The sequence below is a fragment of the Algibacter sp. L4_22 genome (genome assembly GCF_023473045.1).
GTDB lineage: Bacteria > Bacteroidota > Bacteroidia > Flavobacteriales > Flavobacteriaceae > Algibacter.
Genome location: NZ_JAMCOK010000006.1, coordinates 20,922 through 38,742, shown reverse-complemented (window position 1 = coordinate 38,742; position 17,821 = coordinate 20,922). Strand labels below are relative to the sequence as shown.

Below are 17,821 nucleotides of genomic sequence, written 5' to 3'. Positions count from 1 at the left end.
AAAGTTAAGATATTATGAAAAGAAACATAATTAAAATATTTATAATGGTTCCCATGATTTTTGCAACACTAGCATCGTGTAGTGATTATTTAGATCTTGAACCAAAAGACGATTTAATCCAACAAGAGTTTTGGAATAATAAAGAACAGGTGAGTTCGGCTGTTGCTGGATGTTATGCATCTATGAACCAATCGGGGTTTACCGATAGAGTATTAAAATGGGGCGAATTTAGAGCAGAAATGATGGTGTCTTCTGGTGGAGGTTTAGAGAACATCATGAAAAATTATATGGTTCCTTCAGATGGTTTAACAAACTGGAGTACCTTTTATGCTACTATTAACTACTGTAATTTAGTATTGGAGTTTTCAGATGATGCGCAAGCACAAGATAAAACGTTTTCTATTGCTGAATTAAATACATTTAAAGCCGAGGCGATTACTATTCGGTCTTTAGCATATTTAATCTTGGTAAAAAACTTTAAGGAAGTGCCATTAGTTTTAACGGCAACAGCAACAAATCAAATTAATTTTTATCCGGCAAAAAACACAGAGCAAGAAGTTTTAGATCAAATTATTAGTGATTTAACGTCTGCGGTTGATGATTTAAATCTTGGATATTCAGAATCTCCAGCTCATGATAAAGGAAGAATGACTAAAGGCGCTGCTTTAGCTATATTGGCAGATGCTTATTTATGGAACGAGCAGTACACAGAATGTATTACGGCTACGCAAAGTTTAATAGATTTAGGACGTTATAGTTTAGTGGATGGAGACGAGTGGTTTAATAGTATCTTTTTTGAAGGTAATTCAAGCGAAGGTATTTTCGAACTTCAGTTTAGTGATATTTCATCAACACTTAGAAATTCTTTTCAATTGGGAGGTAATTATGTGGCATATCAAGGTATAGCTGAGTTATACATGGAATTCCCTGATGATATTCGTGGAAATTTAGCAACTTTCGATCTAAATACTAATACTGTTTTTAAATATGCTGGTGTAGATCAAACTGGTGAATATCGTGGTAGTGACGAGTATTATAACAACTTTATTTTTTATCGTTATGCCGATGTTTTATTGATGCAGGCCGAAGCTTATATTTTATCTGCTGAGAACAAGAATTTAGATCAAGCAAATACTCTTATAAGTCAAGTACATGAACGTGCCGTTGGTATACCCTTGGGTGTAACTATAGATGAAGTCTCTTTATTAAATGCTCTATTATTAGAACGTCAAAAAGAATTTGCTTTCGAAGGGAAACGCTGGTATGATTTATTACGTTTTGCACGTCGTGATAATTTTCAAGACCAAGATCTTATTATTAATTTGGTTGATTTTAAATCCGGTGCAGACGATTACGAACAAATTTTGAGTTATTACTCAGATTCAGATTCGTATTTTTTACCAATTTATCAATCTGAACTTGATTTAAATGATAATTTAGTGCAGAATCCATATTACGATAACTAAAAACTAAAAACTAAACATTATGAAAAATAATAAATTAATTACTTGGCTTGGAGGTCTTTGCTTATGTATGCTGCTTATAAACAGCTGTGAGGATAATTTAGATGGAACAACGTTTTTTACCACGGATGGTGAAACAGACGAAATGACAATTATAGAAGTATTAGACGATAACCCAGAGTTATTTTCTATGTATGTTGAGTTTCTTAAAAAAACAGAATACTATAACGCATTTAAAAGTTATGGTGACTATACCTGTTTTGTACCAACAAATACGGCTGTAAAAGCTTATATACAAGAAAAATGGAATGCGACTACGGTTGATGAGTTAACTACTGAAGACCAACAAGAATTTTTAAAAACGCTTGTAAAATTTCATACTTTACCATCAAGACGCAGAACTAATGGATTTGTTGAAGGACGTATTGATGAATTAACTTATTCTGGTGATTATTTAACAACGTCTTTTGTAGATGGCGGTGGTATTTCTAATGTAACTATAAACCGAGAGGCTAGACTAGTTCAATATGATATTGAAGCTAATAACGGTGTAATACATGGCATAGACGCTGTTTTACCACCTTTCGTAGAAGCTGTTCCAAAAATTATGGAAGATACAGGTAAGTATACCATTTTTATTGAAGCTTTAAAACAAACAGGGTATTATGATGAGTTTTCAAAAATTTATAATGACGATGGAATTAGAATAAATTTTACCGTTTTAGCCGAATCTGACATAATATATGCTGAGAACAACATTAATTCTTTTGCAGATTTAGCAAGTGTTATTTCTCCAGATGATTCAGATTATACAGATGAAAATAATGCGTTAAATCGATTTATGGCGTACCATGCTACTAATGATTTCTATTATTCATCAGATTTTCCTGATGATGCGTTTCTTAGTACTATTTTACCTAATAATGCTTTAAAGTCTTTTAAAACAGATAAAGAACTTAAAATTAATGAATCGGAAACAGGTGGTGATGTAGAAACCTGGACTTCTTTGATTGCAGCAGAAAGTAATTTACCTGCAAAAAATGGTGTGTACCACACGGTTGATAAATTGCTAACTATATTTATCCCAAAAGCAAAATATCAACTTATGGATTTTACTCTTACTCCATCTATAGGTAAATTAAGTAATGGTAAATGGTATGGTCCAGATGAAGATAGGGGCCCGTATACTAATCCACGTACTTTTCCAGCAATTAAAGTTAGAATACTGGCTTCAAGTAAAACTCCAACAGAAAACTTTACAGTTTGGAATTCAGCTGCGTTTACATGGGTTGAATTTGATACACCAGTACTTCCAAAAGGGAAATATGAAGTTAGAGTGTCTGGAAATCAAGGTAACAATGGTAGACCAGTATTTCAAATATATTGGGATAACGAACCTATTGGTAAACAATGGGATATGAGAGATAGCCTTAAAGATATATTTGGTAGCAATTGGGCAGATGTAGATTCGCTTACTTTAAGACAAGGTGGCTATGTTAGAGGCCTTAAGGAAAATATTGATAGATATGGTGTCTCTGCTTATGATTCTTCTGGATGGGGTAGATTTATTGTGACTAGCGATTTGCTTTGTCCTGTACAACAATCTCATGTTATTCGTTTAGAAACGATAAAATCAGGAGGTGTACCTATTGATTATGTTGAGTTTGTACCAGTGGACTAATAAAAATAATAATTAAAGAATTTTTAAATGAATAATAAACATAATTTCATAATTAACTTTGGCCGTATATGTGCCGTTCTAGTTATCCTTGTAGCTTTTAGCTGTAAAGATGATACCATGGACGAGCATTATGGACAGGAAGATAAAGGTTTAGAATCTAGTATTTTAGAAACATTATCTAGTGATACTAACTATTCAACCTTTGTAGAACTCGTTAAGCAAGCAGGTTTTGAAGAATTGCTTAACTCATCGCAAGCCTTTACGGTTTGGGCACCAAACAATGATGCTCTGGCATTAGTGTCTAGCGATGTATTAAACGATCCGGATGCGTTAACCGAATTAATAGGAAACCATATTTCTAGGTTTTCTTACGGTTCAACTATAAATGAAAGCCCTCTATTTGTTAAAATGCTTAACGATAAGTCTATTGAGTTTTCTAATATAGATGGACAGGTTACTTTTGGTGATGTAGATCTATTGGAAAAAGATATATTAACATCTAACGGAATTCTTCATAAATTATCTAGTGTTTTAAGTGTAAAACCTAATATTTGGGGATTCCTTAACGATAATGAAACTGAGTTTCCTACGTTAATGGATTATTTTTCTCAGTATAATGAAACACTTTTCGATGAAGCAAAAAGTGTTAAAACGGGAACAAATTCATTAGGACAAACGGTTTACGATTCTATCTTTAGCTCTTCGAATACGCAATTTAAAACTATTGGAGATCTAAGCTCTGAAGATGATCGTTTCACTTTTATAGGTTTAACTGATGATGCTTATGCAGGGATTTATGACACCTTTAAAGAGTATTATCAATATCCTGTTGAAGACTCTGTAAAAAGTAATACTGACAGAACAATATTCAGTAATTTAACATTTCCTGTTTTAGATTTAGAAGACTTAAATGGTTCATTAATAGAAAATACTGTTGGAAATAGTGTGTTGCTAGATGGAACAGGAACAAGTGTTGAATCATTAAGTAATGGAAATGTATTTGTTGTAAATACTTTGAATTACGATGCGAAAAATGTGATGTACAAGCCTATACGTTACGAGGTGGAAAATAATAAAAGAAGAGAGATAGGCTCATTAACCGATTTTTCAGTGGTACAAAAGTATCAAGATGTGGCATCGGGTAAGTTTACTAATATTGTTAGTTTATTAGCGAATCCAGAAAATGGTAACGACTATTTTGAAGTTGCTTTTAGTAATGTATTATCTGCAAGTTATAATATTAACTTGAAATTTTCTGCTATTGGAGCAGCTCAAGATACACAGTTGAAATTTGAATTTAGTTATGTAGATGCTAGTGGAAATACGGTAGTAAATAACATTGATTCTATGGTAATAAGCAATCTTGAAGAAGGTATTGTTCCTATTGGTGATACTTATGATATTCCTGTGTATATAAACGAGGAAATTGATAATGAATATACTGTTAAACTGAAAATTATAATAGACGTTAGTGAACCAGAACTTATATTGTACGAGCGTAAGTTTGGACTTGATTACGTAGAATTAACGCCAGTAGAATAAGTATTTTAACTAAAAAATAAACATGAATTATCAGATTATGATGAAAATAAAAAATACATATTCCCTGCTTTTCATTCTATTTTTCGGAATTACTTTTGCATTGCAAGGACAGGAAAAATCGAATAAAATAGTTACGGGAACAGTCGTTAACGCCATTAATAAAGAACCTTTGGTGGGCGTTAATGTGCGGGTAGGCAAGTTTTCTTCTGTAATAACAGACGAAAAAGGAGCATTCTCAATAAAAGTACCAGATGGAAGAGCTACACTTGTATTAAGTAGTCAAGAGTTTCAAAACAAAGAAGTGGCGCTAAAAGGACGATCTAAAGTTGAAATTGAAATTAATAATAAAGATTTCAATACGTATTATAGTACCATTCATTCTCCGCTTGGAGATCAAAGTAACTCGTCTGTAGTAAGTGCTGTTTCAGTTAGAGAAGGTAATTTAGCAACCTCACGTGAGTCTGCGGCAAATATGCTTTCAGGAAACGAAGTAAGTGGTATGAGAAGTATCATGCGTTCTGGGATTCCTGGAATTGGTTCTAATAACTTTATTAGAGGATACAACACATTAAATAGTTCTACACAACCTTTAATAGTTATTGATGGGATGATGATAGAAACTAATACCTTTAATAACAACTCTATTATTAATGGGTATAGTTATGATCCTTTGTCTGATATAAACCCTAAAGATATTGCAAATATTACAGTGATAAAAGATGCTGTTTCTATTTATGGGTCTAGAGCTGCAAACGGTGTAATACTTATTGAAACTAATAAAACGGATGATGTTACAACCAAAATTGATTTCTATGCATCGGCAGGTTTAAATTCGGCGCCAGATAATATTAGAATGATGAATGCTAGTCAATATAAAAACTATTTATCAAATCAATTAAATAGTTCTGGGCTTTATACCAATAGTGAAATTAGTGGTTTACCATATTTTAATGAAAGTCCTTCGTTTCAAGATTACGAAAAATATCATAATTCTACCGATTGGCAAAAAGAAGTGTTTGATGACAACTATGTTAATGAATACTATTTAAAAGTAACTGGAGGTGATGAAATTGCGAAATACGGATTATCTATTGGATACACGACTAATGGAGGTGTAATTTCTAATTCAGAATTTAGTCGTTTTACTACACGTTTTAATGCAGATACAAGCATAACAGATCGATTATCGTTATCTACAAATCTAAGTGTAAGTTATACAGATAGAAGTTTATATGATGATGGCTTGTTAAGCACATCTCCTATATCTTCAGCTTTAAATAAGTCACCATTCTTGGCTCCTTATACAGAAAATGCCGACGGTGTTGTTACAGATGTATATCAAGATGTCGATAATATTGGCGGATTTAGTAACCCTGTAGTTATTACAGATGTTGCTACATTTGTTGCTAAAGATTATAACCTTTATGGTCAATTAAATTTTGGTTATAAAATTTCAGATAAATTAACCTTGAAATCTTTATCAGGTGTAAATTATATTAAAAACAGACAGAATGTGTTTTTACCAGATTTAGGATTATCTGAAGAATTTAACGAGTATGGTGATGCTTTTTACCGTACATCAAAAGTAAGTGTAGAAAGTTTATTTTCTGTTTATAATGATACACGATTAAACTATGTATTAAATGTAGATAATAAGCACGATTTTTCATTAAATCTTGGAGTACGCTATAACCAAAATAATTATGAAAACTCTTATTCTATTAGTGGGAATTCTGGAGATGATCAATTTACATCTTTAAATAATGGTAACAGAGATACTTTTGTTACTTCTGGTAATATTGGTAACTGGAAATATGCTTCTATTTATGCTAATGGAGATTATTCATTTTTGAATAAATATTTTGTTAGTTATAATTTAGCTTTAGATAGCTCATCGCGTTTTGGTGATGATAAATCTACTGGGATTTTTCCAGCTTTAGGTTTAGGGTGGTTAATTTCTTCAGAAAATTTTATGGCTAATAATAAAGTAATAGATAAATTAAAACTTAGAGTTAGTTATGGTTTAACAGGTAATGATGGTATTGGAAATTATAATGCAGAATCTTATTTTGTATCTACTCGATTTTTAGAAGGAACAGGGCTTGTTAACGGTAACATAGCAAAAAGTTCTATTGGTTGGGAAGAAACAGCAAAAGCTAATTTTGGGTTAGATGTTGGTTTACTCAACGAACGATTATCTTTAAATCTTGACTATTTTGATAATAGAACCTCTGGTTTATTAAATATGAATGAAATAAATCAAGTTTACGGAAGTGAAGGCTTTTTGTCAAATGAAGGGAAACTTAAAAATAACGGTTTCGAATTATCTGTAAATGCCCGTGTTGTTAATACGGAAAACTTTAGTTGGGATGTTGGTGGAAATATTTCACAATACAAAAATGAAATAGTGTCTCTGCCAGGCGACCAACAAATTCTTGATATAGATGGTGTTAACGCTACTATTATCAATAAAGAAGGTAGCGCATTAGGCTTGTTTTATGGTTATAAAACAAATGGAATTTATAACAATGCTGCCGAAGCTTCTGCTGATGGTTTAAACTGGACTGATTTTGCTGGATTTGAGCAATCATTTGTTGCAGGTGATGTTCGTTTTGTGAATTCTGATGCCTCTGATAACGTAATTAATGAAGATGACCGTGTGGTTATTGGTAATCCAAATCCAGATTTTACGGGGATGGTTTACAATACATTTACTTATAAAAATGTATCATTATCAGCTATATTTTCTTTCAGCCAAGGAAACGATGTGTATAATGCACAGCGCTGGCAAACAGAATCTATGTCTGGTTTAGCAAACCAAAGTACAGCGGTTGCAAATCGTTGGGCAGTGGCAAATCAAGATACAGATATTCCTCGTGCAGTTTACGGTGATGCTATGGGAAACTCTAGATTTTCAGACCGTTGGATAGAAGATGGATCATACATTCGTCTAAAAACTTTGTCAGTATCTTATAGTCCAGACTTTTTTAATGCCACGCTTTCTATTACTGCAAATAACTTATTTACTATTACTGATTACTTAGGGTTCGATCCAGAAGTAAGCTCATCTCAAACAAGTTATTTACAAGGTATCGATGCTGGTTTTACACCTCAATACACTTCAGTATTAATAGGTCTTAGAGTAGGGCTATAATTTTTGATATAAAAGATTCAAAATAAAAAACATATATAAATGAAACAATATAGAAACATTACGTTTAGCATCATTTTAGGATTAACGCTTTTTACTTCTTGCGATGATTTATTGGATGTGGACCCAGAAGAAGTATTGCTTACCGAAGATTATTTAGGAGCTAGTAAGATAGAAACAAGATCTGCATTATTTGGAGTGCTTTCGCAATTACAAGATGTTGCTGGGCAATATGTTGTATTGGGAGAGTTACGTGGCGATTTAACCAATGTTAACGCCAGTACAAATGATGAGCTTAGAGAGGTTAATAATCATGCTATTAGTGCCGATAATAGCTATGCGGATTTAACAACAATATTCTCTATTATTAACAACTGTAACTTTGCCTTAGAAGGCATTGATAAAGAGGCTTTTGAAGGCGATTTATTAGATGATTACGCCGGGATTTTAAGGATTAGAACTTGGGCACAAATGCAAATTCTTATTAATTATGGAAAGTTACCATATATTACCGTTCCAATTAAAACAAGTGATGAATTGGATGATACTTATCCTTTATTAAGTATTGATGAAGCTTTAGATCAATTAATTAGAAACTTAGCCGAAGTAGAAGGTGTTGATAATGTTACCGATTATGCAGGTTCTGAAGGGTTTAGTGTTTATAAAATGATTCCAGATCAACATATTCTTTTAGGAGATTTGTATTTATGGAAAGGTAATTATGAATTAGCAGCAACAAATTATAAGCTGTTTTTAGATGAATTTAGTACTTTAAGCACTAATAGAATAAGTGTTACTGAAAATAATGGAAACTATACTTACAATCCCGATGGATGGGCAGATATTTTTGGAGAAAGTCCTCGTTCTACTGCTGTTATTGATTATGTAGCTTTTAGTGAACAGTATAGACAACCAAATAGCAGTTTTGAGGTTATTACAACACAAATGCAAGCATCAACATCAATTATTGCGAATTGGAATTCTCAGTCTATGGGATATGAGGGGATTAAAGTTGTAGACAACCTAGATAAAAGAGCGGCGGTGTCTGCAACAATTGAAGATGTAGAGCCTTTAATTTTAAAATACCAATATGAGTATTTTACATGGAATAGAGTTGCGAAAATATATTTACGTTATGCAGAGGCTATTAATTACGCTGGTTACCCAGAGCAAGCTTTAGTTGTAATAAATGGGATATTTAATAACCCGAATGTAGACCCTATTGATGCTCCAATATTTTTCAATGAAGAAGAGTTTTTAAATTTCGATGAATGGTATTATCTTTTTGATGACAATGAACCAATAATCGGTAATTTAGGAGTTCGTGGTCGTGCAAGTTTAGCACCTGTAGGTTTAGATATAGATATGTCTAACATAACTACAGCTATGGATGAAGTTGGTGCGTTAATTCTTAATGAAGCAGCTTTAGAGTTAGCTTTTGAAGGTAACCGTTGGGAAGATTTAATGCGCTATGCTCGTAGAGACTCAGACGCAAGTATCTTAGCCGATGCCATTGCCGATAAGTTTATTACTGCTGGAGATGCTGGCACAGGAGAAGCCGTTCGTGCGAAATTACTTAACCCAGATAACTGGTATTTACCTTATACTATTCCTGATAATTTTGTATCGGAATAACGAATTGAAAGATTATAATATTTGTTTAATATTATTGTTATTTTTTAAAAGGAAAAAACTCCAAGTGTTATGCTTGGAGTTTTTGTTTTAATCAGAATTTGTTTTAGATGAAGAATAACGAGAGGCTCATTTTTAGTTTGAAAATAAAGCTAAATTTTAATCATAAAAAAACGCTTCTTCCAAAATTTTTGGAAGAAGCGTTTTTAATATAGTTTGGTATGATGATTACATCATGCCTGGCATACCGCCACCACCCATAGGCATAGCAGGAGCATCTTCTTTAATATCAATTAAAGCACACTCTGTAGTTAAAATCATTCCTGCAACAGATGCTGCATTTTCTAATGCTACACGCGTTACTTTTTTAGGATCGATAATACCAGCTTTAAGCATATCAACGTATTTATCCGTTTTAGCATCGAAACCAAAGTCTTTTTTACCTTCTAATACTTTAGCAATTACAACACTTCCTTCACCACCTGCGTTTTCAACGATAGTACGTAAAGGTGCTTCAATAGCACGTGCTACAATTTGAACACCAGTTGTTTCATCTAGATTTTCGGTTGTAAGCTTCTCTAAAACAGATTTAGCTCTTACTAACGCAACACCACCACCAGCAACGATACCTTCTTCTACGGCTGCTCTAGTTGCGTGTAATGCATCATCAACACGATCTTTTTTCTCTTTCATTTCAACTTCACTTGCAGCACCAACATAAAGTACAGCAACACCTCCAGCTAATTTAGCTAAACGTTCTTGTAGTTTTTCTTTATCGTAATCTGAAGTTGTAGTTTCAATTTGAGATTTAATTTGATTTACTCTAGCTTTAATCGATTCAGCATCACCAGAACCATTAACGATTGTAGTGTTATCTTTATCAACTGTTACTGTTTCTGCAGTACCAAGCATACTTAAATCGGCATTCTCTAAAGTGAAACCTCTTTCTTCAGAAATTACAGTTCCACCAGTTAAGGTAGCAATATCTTCTAACATTGCTTTACGACGGTCACCAAAACCAGGAGCCTTAACAGCGGCAATTTTTAAACCACCACGTAATTTGTTTACAACTAAAGTAGCTAATGCTTGTCCGTCAACATCTTCAGCAATAATTAATAATGGACGACCAGATTGAGCAACGGGCTCTAAAATTGGAAGAATTTCGTTTAAGTTAGAAATCTTTTTATCAAATAATAAAATATATGGATTTTCTAAATCGGCAATCATTTTATCAGCATCCGTTACAAAGTAAGGAGAAAGATATCCTCTATCGAATTGCATACCTTCAACCACGTCCACATAAGTTTCCATGCCTTTAGCTTCCTCAACAGTAATAACACCTTCTTTACCAACTTTTCCGAAAGCAGTAGCGATTAATTCACCAATTGTATCATCGTTATTTGCAGAAATAGAAGCAACTTGCTTAATCATTTCAGATGAGTTACCTACTTTTTTAGCTTGCTTTTCAAGATCAGCAACAATAGCTTCGACAGCTTTGTCAATACCACGTTTTAAATCCATTGGGTTTGCACCCGCAGCAACGTTTTTTAAACCTTCTTTTACTATTGCTTGAGCTAATACAGTTGCTGTTGTAGTACCATCACCAGCTAAATCGTTGGTTTTAGAGGCTACTTCTTTAACCATTTGTGCACCCATGTTTTCTAATGGGTTTTCAAGCTCAATTTCTTTAGCTACAGTTACACCATCTTTAGTTACTTGTGGTGCACCAAAACTTTTACTAATAATTACGTTACGTCCTTTTGGTCCTAACGTTACTTTTACTGCGTTTGCTAATGCATCAACACCACGTTTTAAACCGTCGCGTGCTTCAATATCAAATTTTATATCTTTTGCCATTTTGAAAAATTTTATTTTTCATTCCCACGAAGGCGGGAATCTATTTAATGTTATTTTAGTCTTTGTTTAATAAGGTTTCCGTTTTCACGGAAATAAAAAAAGCAGAATTATATTATTGCAAGAATATCGCTCTCACGCATAATTAAATAATCTGTACCTTCTAATTTAAGTTCTGTGCCAGCATATTTACCATATAAAACAGTGTCACCAACTTTTACAGTAATAGGCTCATCTTTGGTGCCTTTTCCTGCAGCAACAACAGTTCCTTTTTGTGGTTTTTCTTTGGCGTTATCTGGAATAATAATTCCTGAAGCTGTTTTAGTTTCAGCGGCAGCTGGCTCAATAAGAACGCGGTCTGCTAATGGTTTAATGTTTAAGCTCATTTTTATATTATTTTTAATTAATTAAATTATGATTAACCCTTAGCAATAAGCTAAAAATATGCCAAGAGCAATAGACTGACAAACTTGCAGAAATAAAAAATGCCAACTGTATAAGTTGGCATTTTTAATCTAATATGTTTTGAGAATCTTAGTTCACGCTATCTTTTATAGTAGCAGCATCAGTTGCTGTGTTAGCAGGTGTAGCTAAAGGTTGTGCACTTGGTGCATCACTATCTAAAGCTTTAGATTCTAAAGAAGAATCGCCTCTGTTAATTGCTATGTTTGATGCTAATATTAATACTAACAAAAATGTAGCTAAATACCATGTGCTTTTGTCTAAAAAGTCGGTTGTCTTTTTTACACCTCCTAATTGCTGTGTTCCACCACCTCCAAAAGAAGAAGATAATCCACCTCCTTTAGGGTTTTGCACCATGATTACTACAATTAGTAAAAATGCTACCACAACTATTAATGCTAAAAATATTGTAAACGTACTCATTATTTCTTGTTATTTTGTTCTTGTAATTGTTTTACTGCCTCAATTTGGTTTGCAAAGAAACCACTTTTTTCTGGATATTTCAAGCTTAATATTTTATAAGATTGAATAGCCTTAGAATAATTTTTTTGTTCAACGTAAATTCGCGCCAAAGTCTCTGTCATTAAGGCTTCTGGCTCCATCATTTGTGCTTTAGCCAAATTTCCTTTTTGAGAAAGTGGCTTTGTAGGATTAATTTTTGGGTTCTTAATGATGAATTTATCAATTAAATCGAACTTTTTCTCCTTTTTTAGGACTGCTAATGTTTTTATTTTAGCGGGTTTTTTTACAACCTCAGTCTTTCTTTCAATAGGTTTGAATTGGCTAATTTTTAACCATTCATTAAAGGAATGCGATTCTTTTTTATCAAAAGGAAGTGGTGTTCCTAAACTCAAAACGTTTTCTGGTGTAATTTTTTCGGGCTTAGTTATCTCCTTGGTTGAGGTTTCAATGTTTTCCGATTTATCTAAAATAGAAACAGTCTCTTTTTTAGGGCGTGCCTCTTTAGGCTGAAATAGTGAAGGGTCTAAAACACCCGTTGTATCTTGTATTTGTTGCTTTAGATTATCATCAATTTTAATGTTTCTATTAATGCTAATATCTTCAACATCAACTTCTATCTCATTTAAAGATAAACTGTTTTTTTTGATATATTTTGAAATTTCATTTTGAATAAAATCTTCCGAAGTAATAAAATCAAACAAAATACTGCGGTCTGTAGTATAAGCAGCAGTTGTTTTAAGCGCTTGGTTATACTCTAAGCTACTTTGGTCTTTTAATCCTTTAAGATGAATAGCGCGTGCCGACTGAAAATAAGGATATTGATCTAAAATAGATTTTATAGCCTCGGTTTGGTTATGCGTTATGGCATGCGGGTTTTGTAGTAAATATGTAAAATCTGTTCGATTCATTGGGCTAAGCCAAGTGTTTTTATAATTATTGATGTTTAACTGAAAACTTATACTACAACTAAAAGTTGCTTGCTACCATTTCGCGAGTGTTGCGTTAAAAATATCTTGCGTTAAACGCTCAAAAATTTCTTCGTGAGCTGTTGTTTTTGTTGCTCCTGTAAGTAGCGAAGTCCCTTCGTAATCATAATAAAAAGAGAAACTTTGTTCTAAATCGTCTTCTTCTTTTTTTCTGTTGAAAAATCTAAGTTTCACACTTATTGTTAATCTGTTTTGTGCCGCTGTATTTTCTGATGTTGCTGTAGTAGGTGATACTCTATAATTAGTTATTTCACCTTCGTAAACCAAATCACCATTAGAAGGAACAAGACTCAAATTGGTTTGGTTCTGAATTAAATCTTCTAAAGCTAATTTAAAATCACGTTCTAAACCGGGTTCTACTAAAAGGGCATTGTTTTCAAATCGGTTTACTTGGTAAGTTTTAATATCGGAAGCAATAGAGGTTCCTGTAAAAGAGTAAATACCACAGCTCGTTAAGGTTGCGATAGTTAATATGATAATGATATATTTTGCGTGTTTCATTTTATTTTCTTGAATCCGTGCCTATTTTGTAATGCCTTTTACTCTTTATTAACGTTCTTTTAAAGATCGTATTGTTTAATTTTACGGTATAAAGTACGTTCGCTAATGCCTAGCTCTGCGGCTGCTAATTTACGTTTTCCGCTGTGACGTTCTAGTGATTTTTTAATTAATTCTAATTCTTTATCGTGTATAGATAAGGTTTCTTCCTCTTCTATTTCTTCGGCAAAGTGATATTTATCTTGCGGATTTACTGGCTCTTCTTTGTTTGAGGCATGTTCAGGTATTGAAAGTAATTCCGTATTGGTTACGCTTTCTTCAAAATCAAGAACATCTTCATCATTTTCTTCACCATAAATTTTTTCAATTAAACTTTCGTTTTTTTTCTCAACATCCTTAGAATTCCCATTTTTCATGAGTTCCATGGTGAGTTTCTTTAAATCGTTTAAGTCACTTTTCATGTCAAAAAGAACTTTATAAAGAATTTCACGCTCACTACTAAAATCACTTTCAGATTTTGATGTTTTAATTACTGCAGGCAAATTAGATCCTGTGGTTGGTAAATAACCACGTAGCGTGTCTGCACTAATTGTACGGTTTTGTTCTAAAACAGACACTTGTTCAGCAATGTTTCTCAACTGACGGATGTTACCATTCCAGCGGTGTTTTACTAACACTTGTATAGCGGTGTCGGTAAGTTTTACCGTAGGCATCTTGTATTTTAAAGCGAAATCGCTGGCAAATTTCCTGAACAATAAATGAATATCGTCTGGACGTTCTCGAAGTGGCGGTAAGTTAATGTCTACAGTACTTAAACGGTAGTATAAATCTTCACGAAATTTTTCTTTTTCGATAGCTTCAAATAGGTTAACGTTTGTTGCTGCCACGATACGGACATTGGTTTTTTGAACCTTACTAGAGCCTACTTTTAAAAATTCGCCGTTTTCTAAAACACGCAAAAGTCTAACTTGTGTAGTAAGCGGTAATTCGCCAACTTCATCTAAAAAAATGGTGCCACCATCGGCAACTTCAAAATAACCTTCACGAGTTTGTGTTGCTCCGGTAAATGCTCCTTTTTCATGTCCGAAAAGCTCAGAATCTATAGTGCCTTCTGGTATAGCACCACAGTTTACTGCAATATATTTATTGTGTTTTCTGTGTGATAATTGATGTATAATTTTAGGAATACTCTCTTTTCCAACACCACTTTCACCAGTTACTAAAACCGAAATATCGGTAGGAGCGACTTGAATGGCTTTTTCTATAGCACGGTTTAGCGTTGGTGTATTGCCAATGATACCAAAACGTTGTTTTATTGCTTGAACTGATTCCATGTTCTTAATTAAAAATTAAAAGTGAATAATGAAAAATGCTTAGTCTCAATTTATAATAATTTTTTAATTATTCATTGATAACTCTATGCCTTCACCAATTAGCGTTGCGCTTGTACAGTCGATAACTTTAACCTTTACGAATTCGCCAATTTTATAATTATCTTTTGGGAATACACACACAACATTTTGCGAGGTACGACCCGACCATTGTTCTGTAGATTTTTTCGATTCTTTTTCAATTAAAACCTCTACAATGGTGTTTATATGCTCTTTAGTTCTAATCTCACTATGTATACGTTGTAAATCGACAATATCTTGTAGACGACGTTTTTTTACTAATTCTGGAACATTGTCTTCCATGTTTCTTCCGGCCATAGTTCCTGGGCGTTCAGAATAGGTAAACATATATCCAAAATTGTATTTCACGTATTCCATTAAGGACACAGTGTCTTGAAAATCTTCTTCTGTTTCAGTAGGGAAACCTACAATCATATCGTGGCTAATAGTACACTTTGGAATAATACGACGAATGTTATCGATTAATTCAAAATATTCTTCACGCGTATGCAACCTGTTCATTTCTTTTAAGATACGGTTGCTTCCGCTTTGTACTGGTAAATGAATATGATTACAAATGTTATCGAATTTCGCCATGGTTTCAACCACATCCAACGTTAAATCTTGCGGGTTCGATGTTGAAAAACGAATACGCATGGTTGGTTGTTCTTTTGCACAAAGCTCCAATAGTTTAGAAAAACCAACAGCTGTGGCTTTTTCCATATCGCTTGCTTTAACGAAATCTTTTTTAAGTCCGCCGCCATACCAAAGGTAACTATCTACGTTTTGCCCAAGAAGCGTGATTTCTTTGTAGCCTCGGCTCCATAAATCGTTAACTTCTTCTAAAATACTCTGAGGATCGCGACTTCGTTCACGCCCACGTGTAAAAGGTACAACGCAAAAGGTACACATATTATCGCAACCACGTGTTATAGAAACAAAAGCGGTTACACCATTAGTATTTAAACGTACTGGCGAAATATCACCATAGGTTTCTTCTTTAGAAAGAATTACGTTTATGGCATCTCTCCCTTCGTCTACTTCGGCTAAAAGGTTGGGTAAATCTTTGTATGCATCTGGGCCAACTACTAAATCTACAATTTTTTCTTCTTCAAGAAATTTTGTTTTTAAGCGTTCGGCCATGCAACCTAAAACACCCACTTTCATTTTGGGGTTAAGATCGCGTTTTACGGCATTATATTTTTCTAATCGTTTACGCACTGTTTGTTCAGCTTTATCACGAATAGAGCAGGTGTTCACTAAAACTAAATCGGCTTCTTCTAGGTTTTGTGTGGTGTTAAAACCTTGATCCTTCATGATAGAAGCTACAATTTCACTATCACTAAAATTCATTGAGCAGCCGTAACTTTCAATAAAAAGTTTACGTGTATTGCCCTCTTTCTTATCCAGAGTTAAGGATTCGCCTTGTTTGTTTTCGTCTATAATTTTTTCCATAGTTTGCTAGAAACTGGTATTGTTCAATAAGTGTGCAAAGATACAAATTATTTATATTTTATGACAAAGTGGCAGTTTTAATTTTAAAAGCTTTATTCCTATGTTTAATATGGTTTTTTTACTTTAAATAAACCATTTATAAATCAGGTTTTTAGTATAAGTAATTATTAAGAATTCATGTTTTAGTTTTATTAATTAGAATTAGAAACACACTTTTTTTAACACAATTTTTTGTTTTCAGAAATTAAATTACTTTTGCGTCTTAACTAATTTAACCCCAATTTTTAAATATGAATACAATTACTAGTTTCTTAGAAAAAGTAAATAATGCAAGACAGCTCGATTTTGGCTCTATTTTTAGTGAAGCCATTGAGTTGTATAAGAAAACTTGGGTTCAAGGTTTCTTGCTTCAAGTTTTTACTATAGTAGTAATGCTGCCTTTAATAATAGTGCTTTACATTCCTTTAATAGGGTTAATGGTTGCGCAACAAGATAGTGGTTATAATGATCAAGAAGCTCTAAATACATTTTTAGGAGGTATGTCTTTAATCTATATTCTGTTTGTAGTTATAGGCGTTTTTGTTTTAGGAACTTTATCATTAGCATTGCAAGCGTCGTTTTTCAGAATTATAAAAAGAATGGATCATAATGAAGTTGTTTCCACATCAGACTTTTTTCATTATATAAAAGGTAAACATTTAAGTAAAGCCTTTGTGTTAATGCTTATTTCTATTGGTATTGTTATTCCTTCTGCATTATTATGTTACATACCATTAATATATACAATGGTACCTGTTTCGTATTTTATGCTCATTTTTGCTTTTAATCCAGAGTTTAGTACAGGAGAGATTGTTAAAGCGAGTTTTAAAATAGGAACCAAAAAATGGGGAATAACCATAGCTTTATTTATTGTAAGTTACGTTTGTGTTATGGTAATATCGATGATTACTTGTGGATTAGGTTCATTATTTTTACAAGCCTTTTTGTGGCATCCTATATATTTAATCTATAAAAAAGTAGTAGGATTTGATGAAACAACTAATGCTATTGAAGAAATAGGAACTTCTGTAGAATAATGTAAATACGATTGGTTTTTACAATGTTTTGTAAGAAATCGATTAGTTGATTTTCAAAATCATTGAAGGATAAAAAAATAAAACCCTGCTTTTTACTATTAAAAGCGGGGTTTTTTGTATTAAAATTATACAGATTATCTGTATAATTAGGCAGATAAACTTTTTTTG

13 protein-coding genes are annotated in these 17,821 nt (G+C 32.9%); 6 read left to right on the top strand and 7 right to left on the bottom strand.

Annotated features, from left to right (window positions below; translation table 11 throughout):
- Window positions 1-14: 14 nt before the first annotated feature.
- The 5 genes from M4I23_RS15410 to M4I23_RS15390 are packed head-to-tail and all read left to right on the top strand — an operon-like array spanning window position 15 to window position 9,472.
- Window positions 15-1,466: a RagB/SusD family nutrient uptake outer membrane protein gene (locus M4I23_RS15410; RefSeq protein ID WP_249754997.1), complete on the top strand. Its 1,452-nt coding sequence runs from the start codon at window positions 15-17 to the stop codon at window positions 1,464-1,466.
- A 19-nt stretch (window positions 1,467-1,485) separates the two neighbouring features.
- Window positions 1,486-3,144 (top strand): fasciclin domain-containing protein, encoded by a 1,659-nt coding sequence (locus tag M4I23_RS15405; protein WP_249754996.1) that lies wholly within the window; start codon window positions 1,486-1,488, stop codon window positions 3,142-3,144.
- Between the two features lie 27 nt (window positions 3,145-3,171).
- On the top strand, window positions 3,172-4,686 hold the full coding sequence (locus M4I23_RS15400; RefSeq protein WP_249754995.1) for a fasciclin domain-containing protein: 1,515 nt from the start codon (window positions 3,172-3,174) through the stop codon (window positions 4,684-4,686).
- A 37-nt stretch (window positions 4,687-4,723) separates the two neighbouring features.
- The gene (locus M4I23_RS15395) at window positions 4,724-7,840 is read left to right on the top strand and encodes a SusC/RagA family TonB-linked outer membrane protein (protein ID WP_158848007.1); all 3,117 of its coding nucleotides are present in this window, start codon (window positions 4,724-4,726) and stop codon (window positions 7,838-7,840) included.
- A 39-nt stretch (window positions 7,841-7,879) separates the two neighbouring features.
- The gene (locus M4I23_RS15390; protein ID WP_249754994.1) at window positions 7,880-9,472 is read left to right on the top strand and encodes a RagB/SusD family nutrient uptake outer membrane protein; all 1,593 of its coding nucleotides are present in this window, start codon (window positions 7,880-7,882) and stop codon (window positions 9,470-9,472) included.
- A 225-nt stretch (window positions 9,473-9,697) separates the two neighbouring features.
- On the opposite strand, the gene groL is transcribed toward M4I23_RS15390, so the two are convergent.
- The 7 genes from groL to miaB form a co-directional block, all read right to left on the bottom strand.
- Complete coding sequence (gene groL / locus M4I23_RS15385; RefSeq protein ID WP_158848011.1) at window positions 9,698-11,326, bottom strand: chaperonin GroEL; 1,629 nt, start codon at window positions 11,324-11,326, stop codon at window positions 9,698-9,700.
- A 107-nt stretch (window positions 11,327-11,433) separates the two neighbouring features.
- Entirely contained in the window at window positions 11,434-11,709 is a 276-nt protein-coding gene (gene groES, locus M4I23_RS15380) for a co-chaperone GroES (protein ID WP_042498021.1), read from the bottom strand.
- A 148-nt stretch (window positions 11,710-11,857) separates the two neighbouring features.
- Complete coding sequence (gene secG / locus M4I23_RS15375) at window positions 11,858-12,208, bottom strand: preprotein translocase subunit SecG (protein ID WP_158848013.1); 351 nt, start codon at window positions 12,206-12,208, stop codon at window positions 11,858-11,860.
- A complete protein-coding gene (locus M4I23_RS15370; protein WP_249754993.1) occupies window positions 12,208-13,155 on the bottom strand; it encodes a hypothetical protein in 948 nt (315 codons plus the stop codon). The genes secG and M4I23_RS15370 overlap by 1 nt, the downstream gene beginning before the upstream one ends.
- Before the next feature lie 72 nt (window positions 13,156-13,227).
- On the bottom strand, window positions 13,228-13,734 hold the full coding sequence (locus M4I23_RS15365; protein ID WP_158848017.1) for an LptE family protein: 507 nt from the start codon (window positions 13,732-13,734) through the stop codon (window positions 13,228-13,230).
- Window positions 13,735-13,793: 59 nt separating this feature from the next.
- Window positions 13,794-15,065, bottom strand: coding sequence for a sigma-54-dependent Fis family transcriptional regulator (locus tag M4I23_RS15360; RefSeq protein ID WP_249754992.1), 1,272 nt, complete (start codon window positions 15,063-15,065; stop codon window positions 13,794-13,796).
- A 63-nt stretch (window positions 15,066-15,128) separates the two neighbouring features.
- Complete coding sequence (miaB, locus tag M4I23_RS15355) at window positions 15,129-16,577, bottom strand: tRNA (N6-isopentenyl adenosine(37)-C2)-methylthiotransferase MiaB (protein WP_158848021.1); 1,449 nt, start codon at window positions 16,575-16,577, stop codon at window positions 15,129-15,131.
- A gap of 290 nt (window positions 16,578-16,867) precedes the next feature.
- Between miaB and M4I23_RS15350 the strand changes: the two genes are divergently transcribed.
- Window positions 16,868-17,653 carry a hypothetical protein gene (locus tag M4I23_RS15350; RefSeq protein ID WP_249754991.1) on the top strand — a complete coding sequence of 262 codons (786 nt, stop codon included), beginning with the start codon at window positions 16,868-16,870 and terminating at the stop codon, window positions 17,651-17,653.
- The last annotated feature ends 168 nt before the right edge of the window (window positions 17,654-17,821 follow it).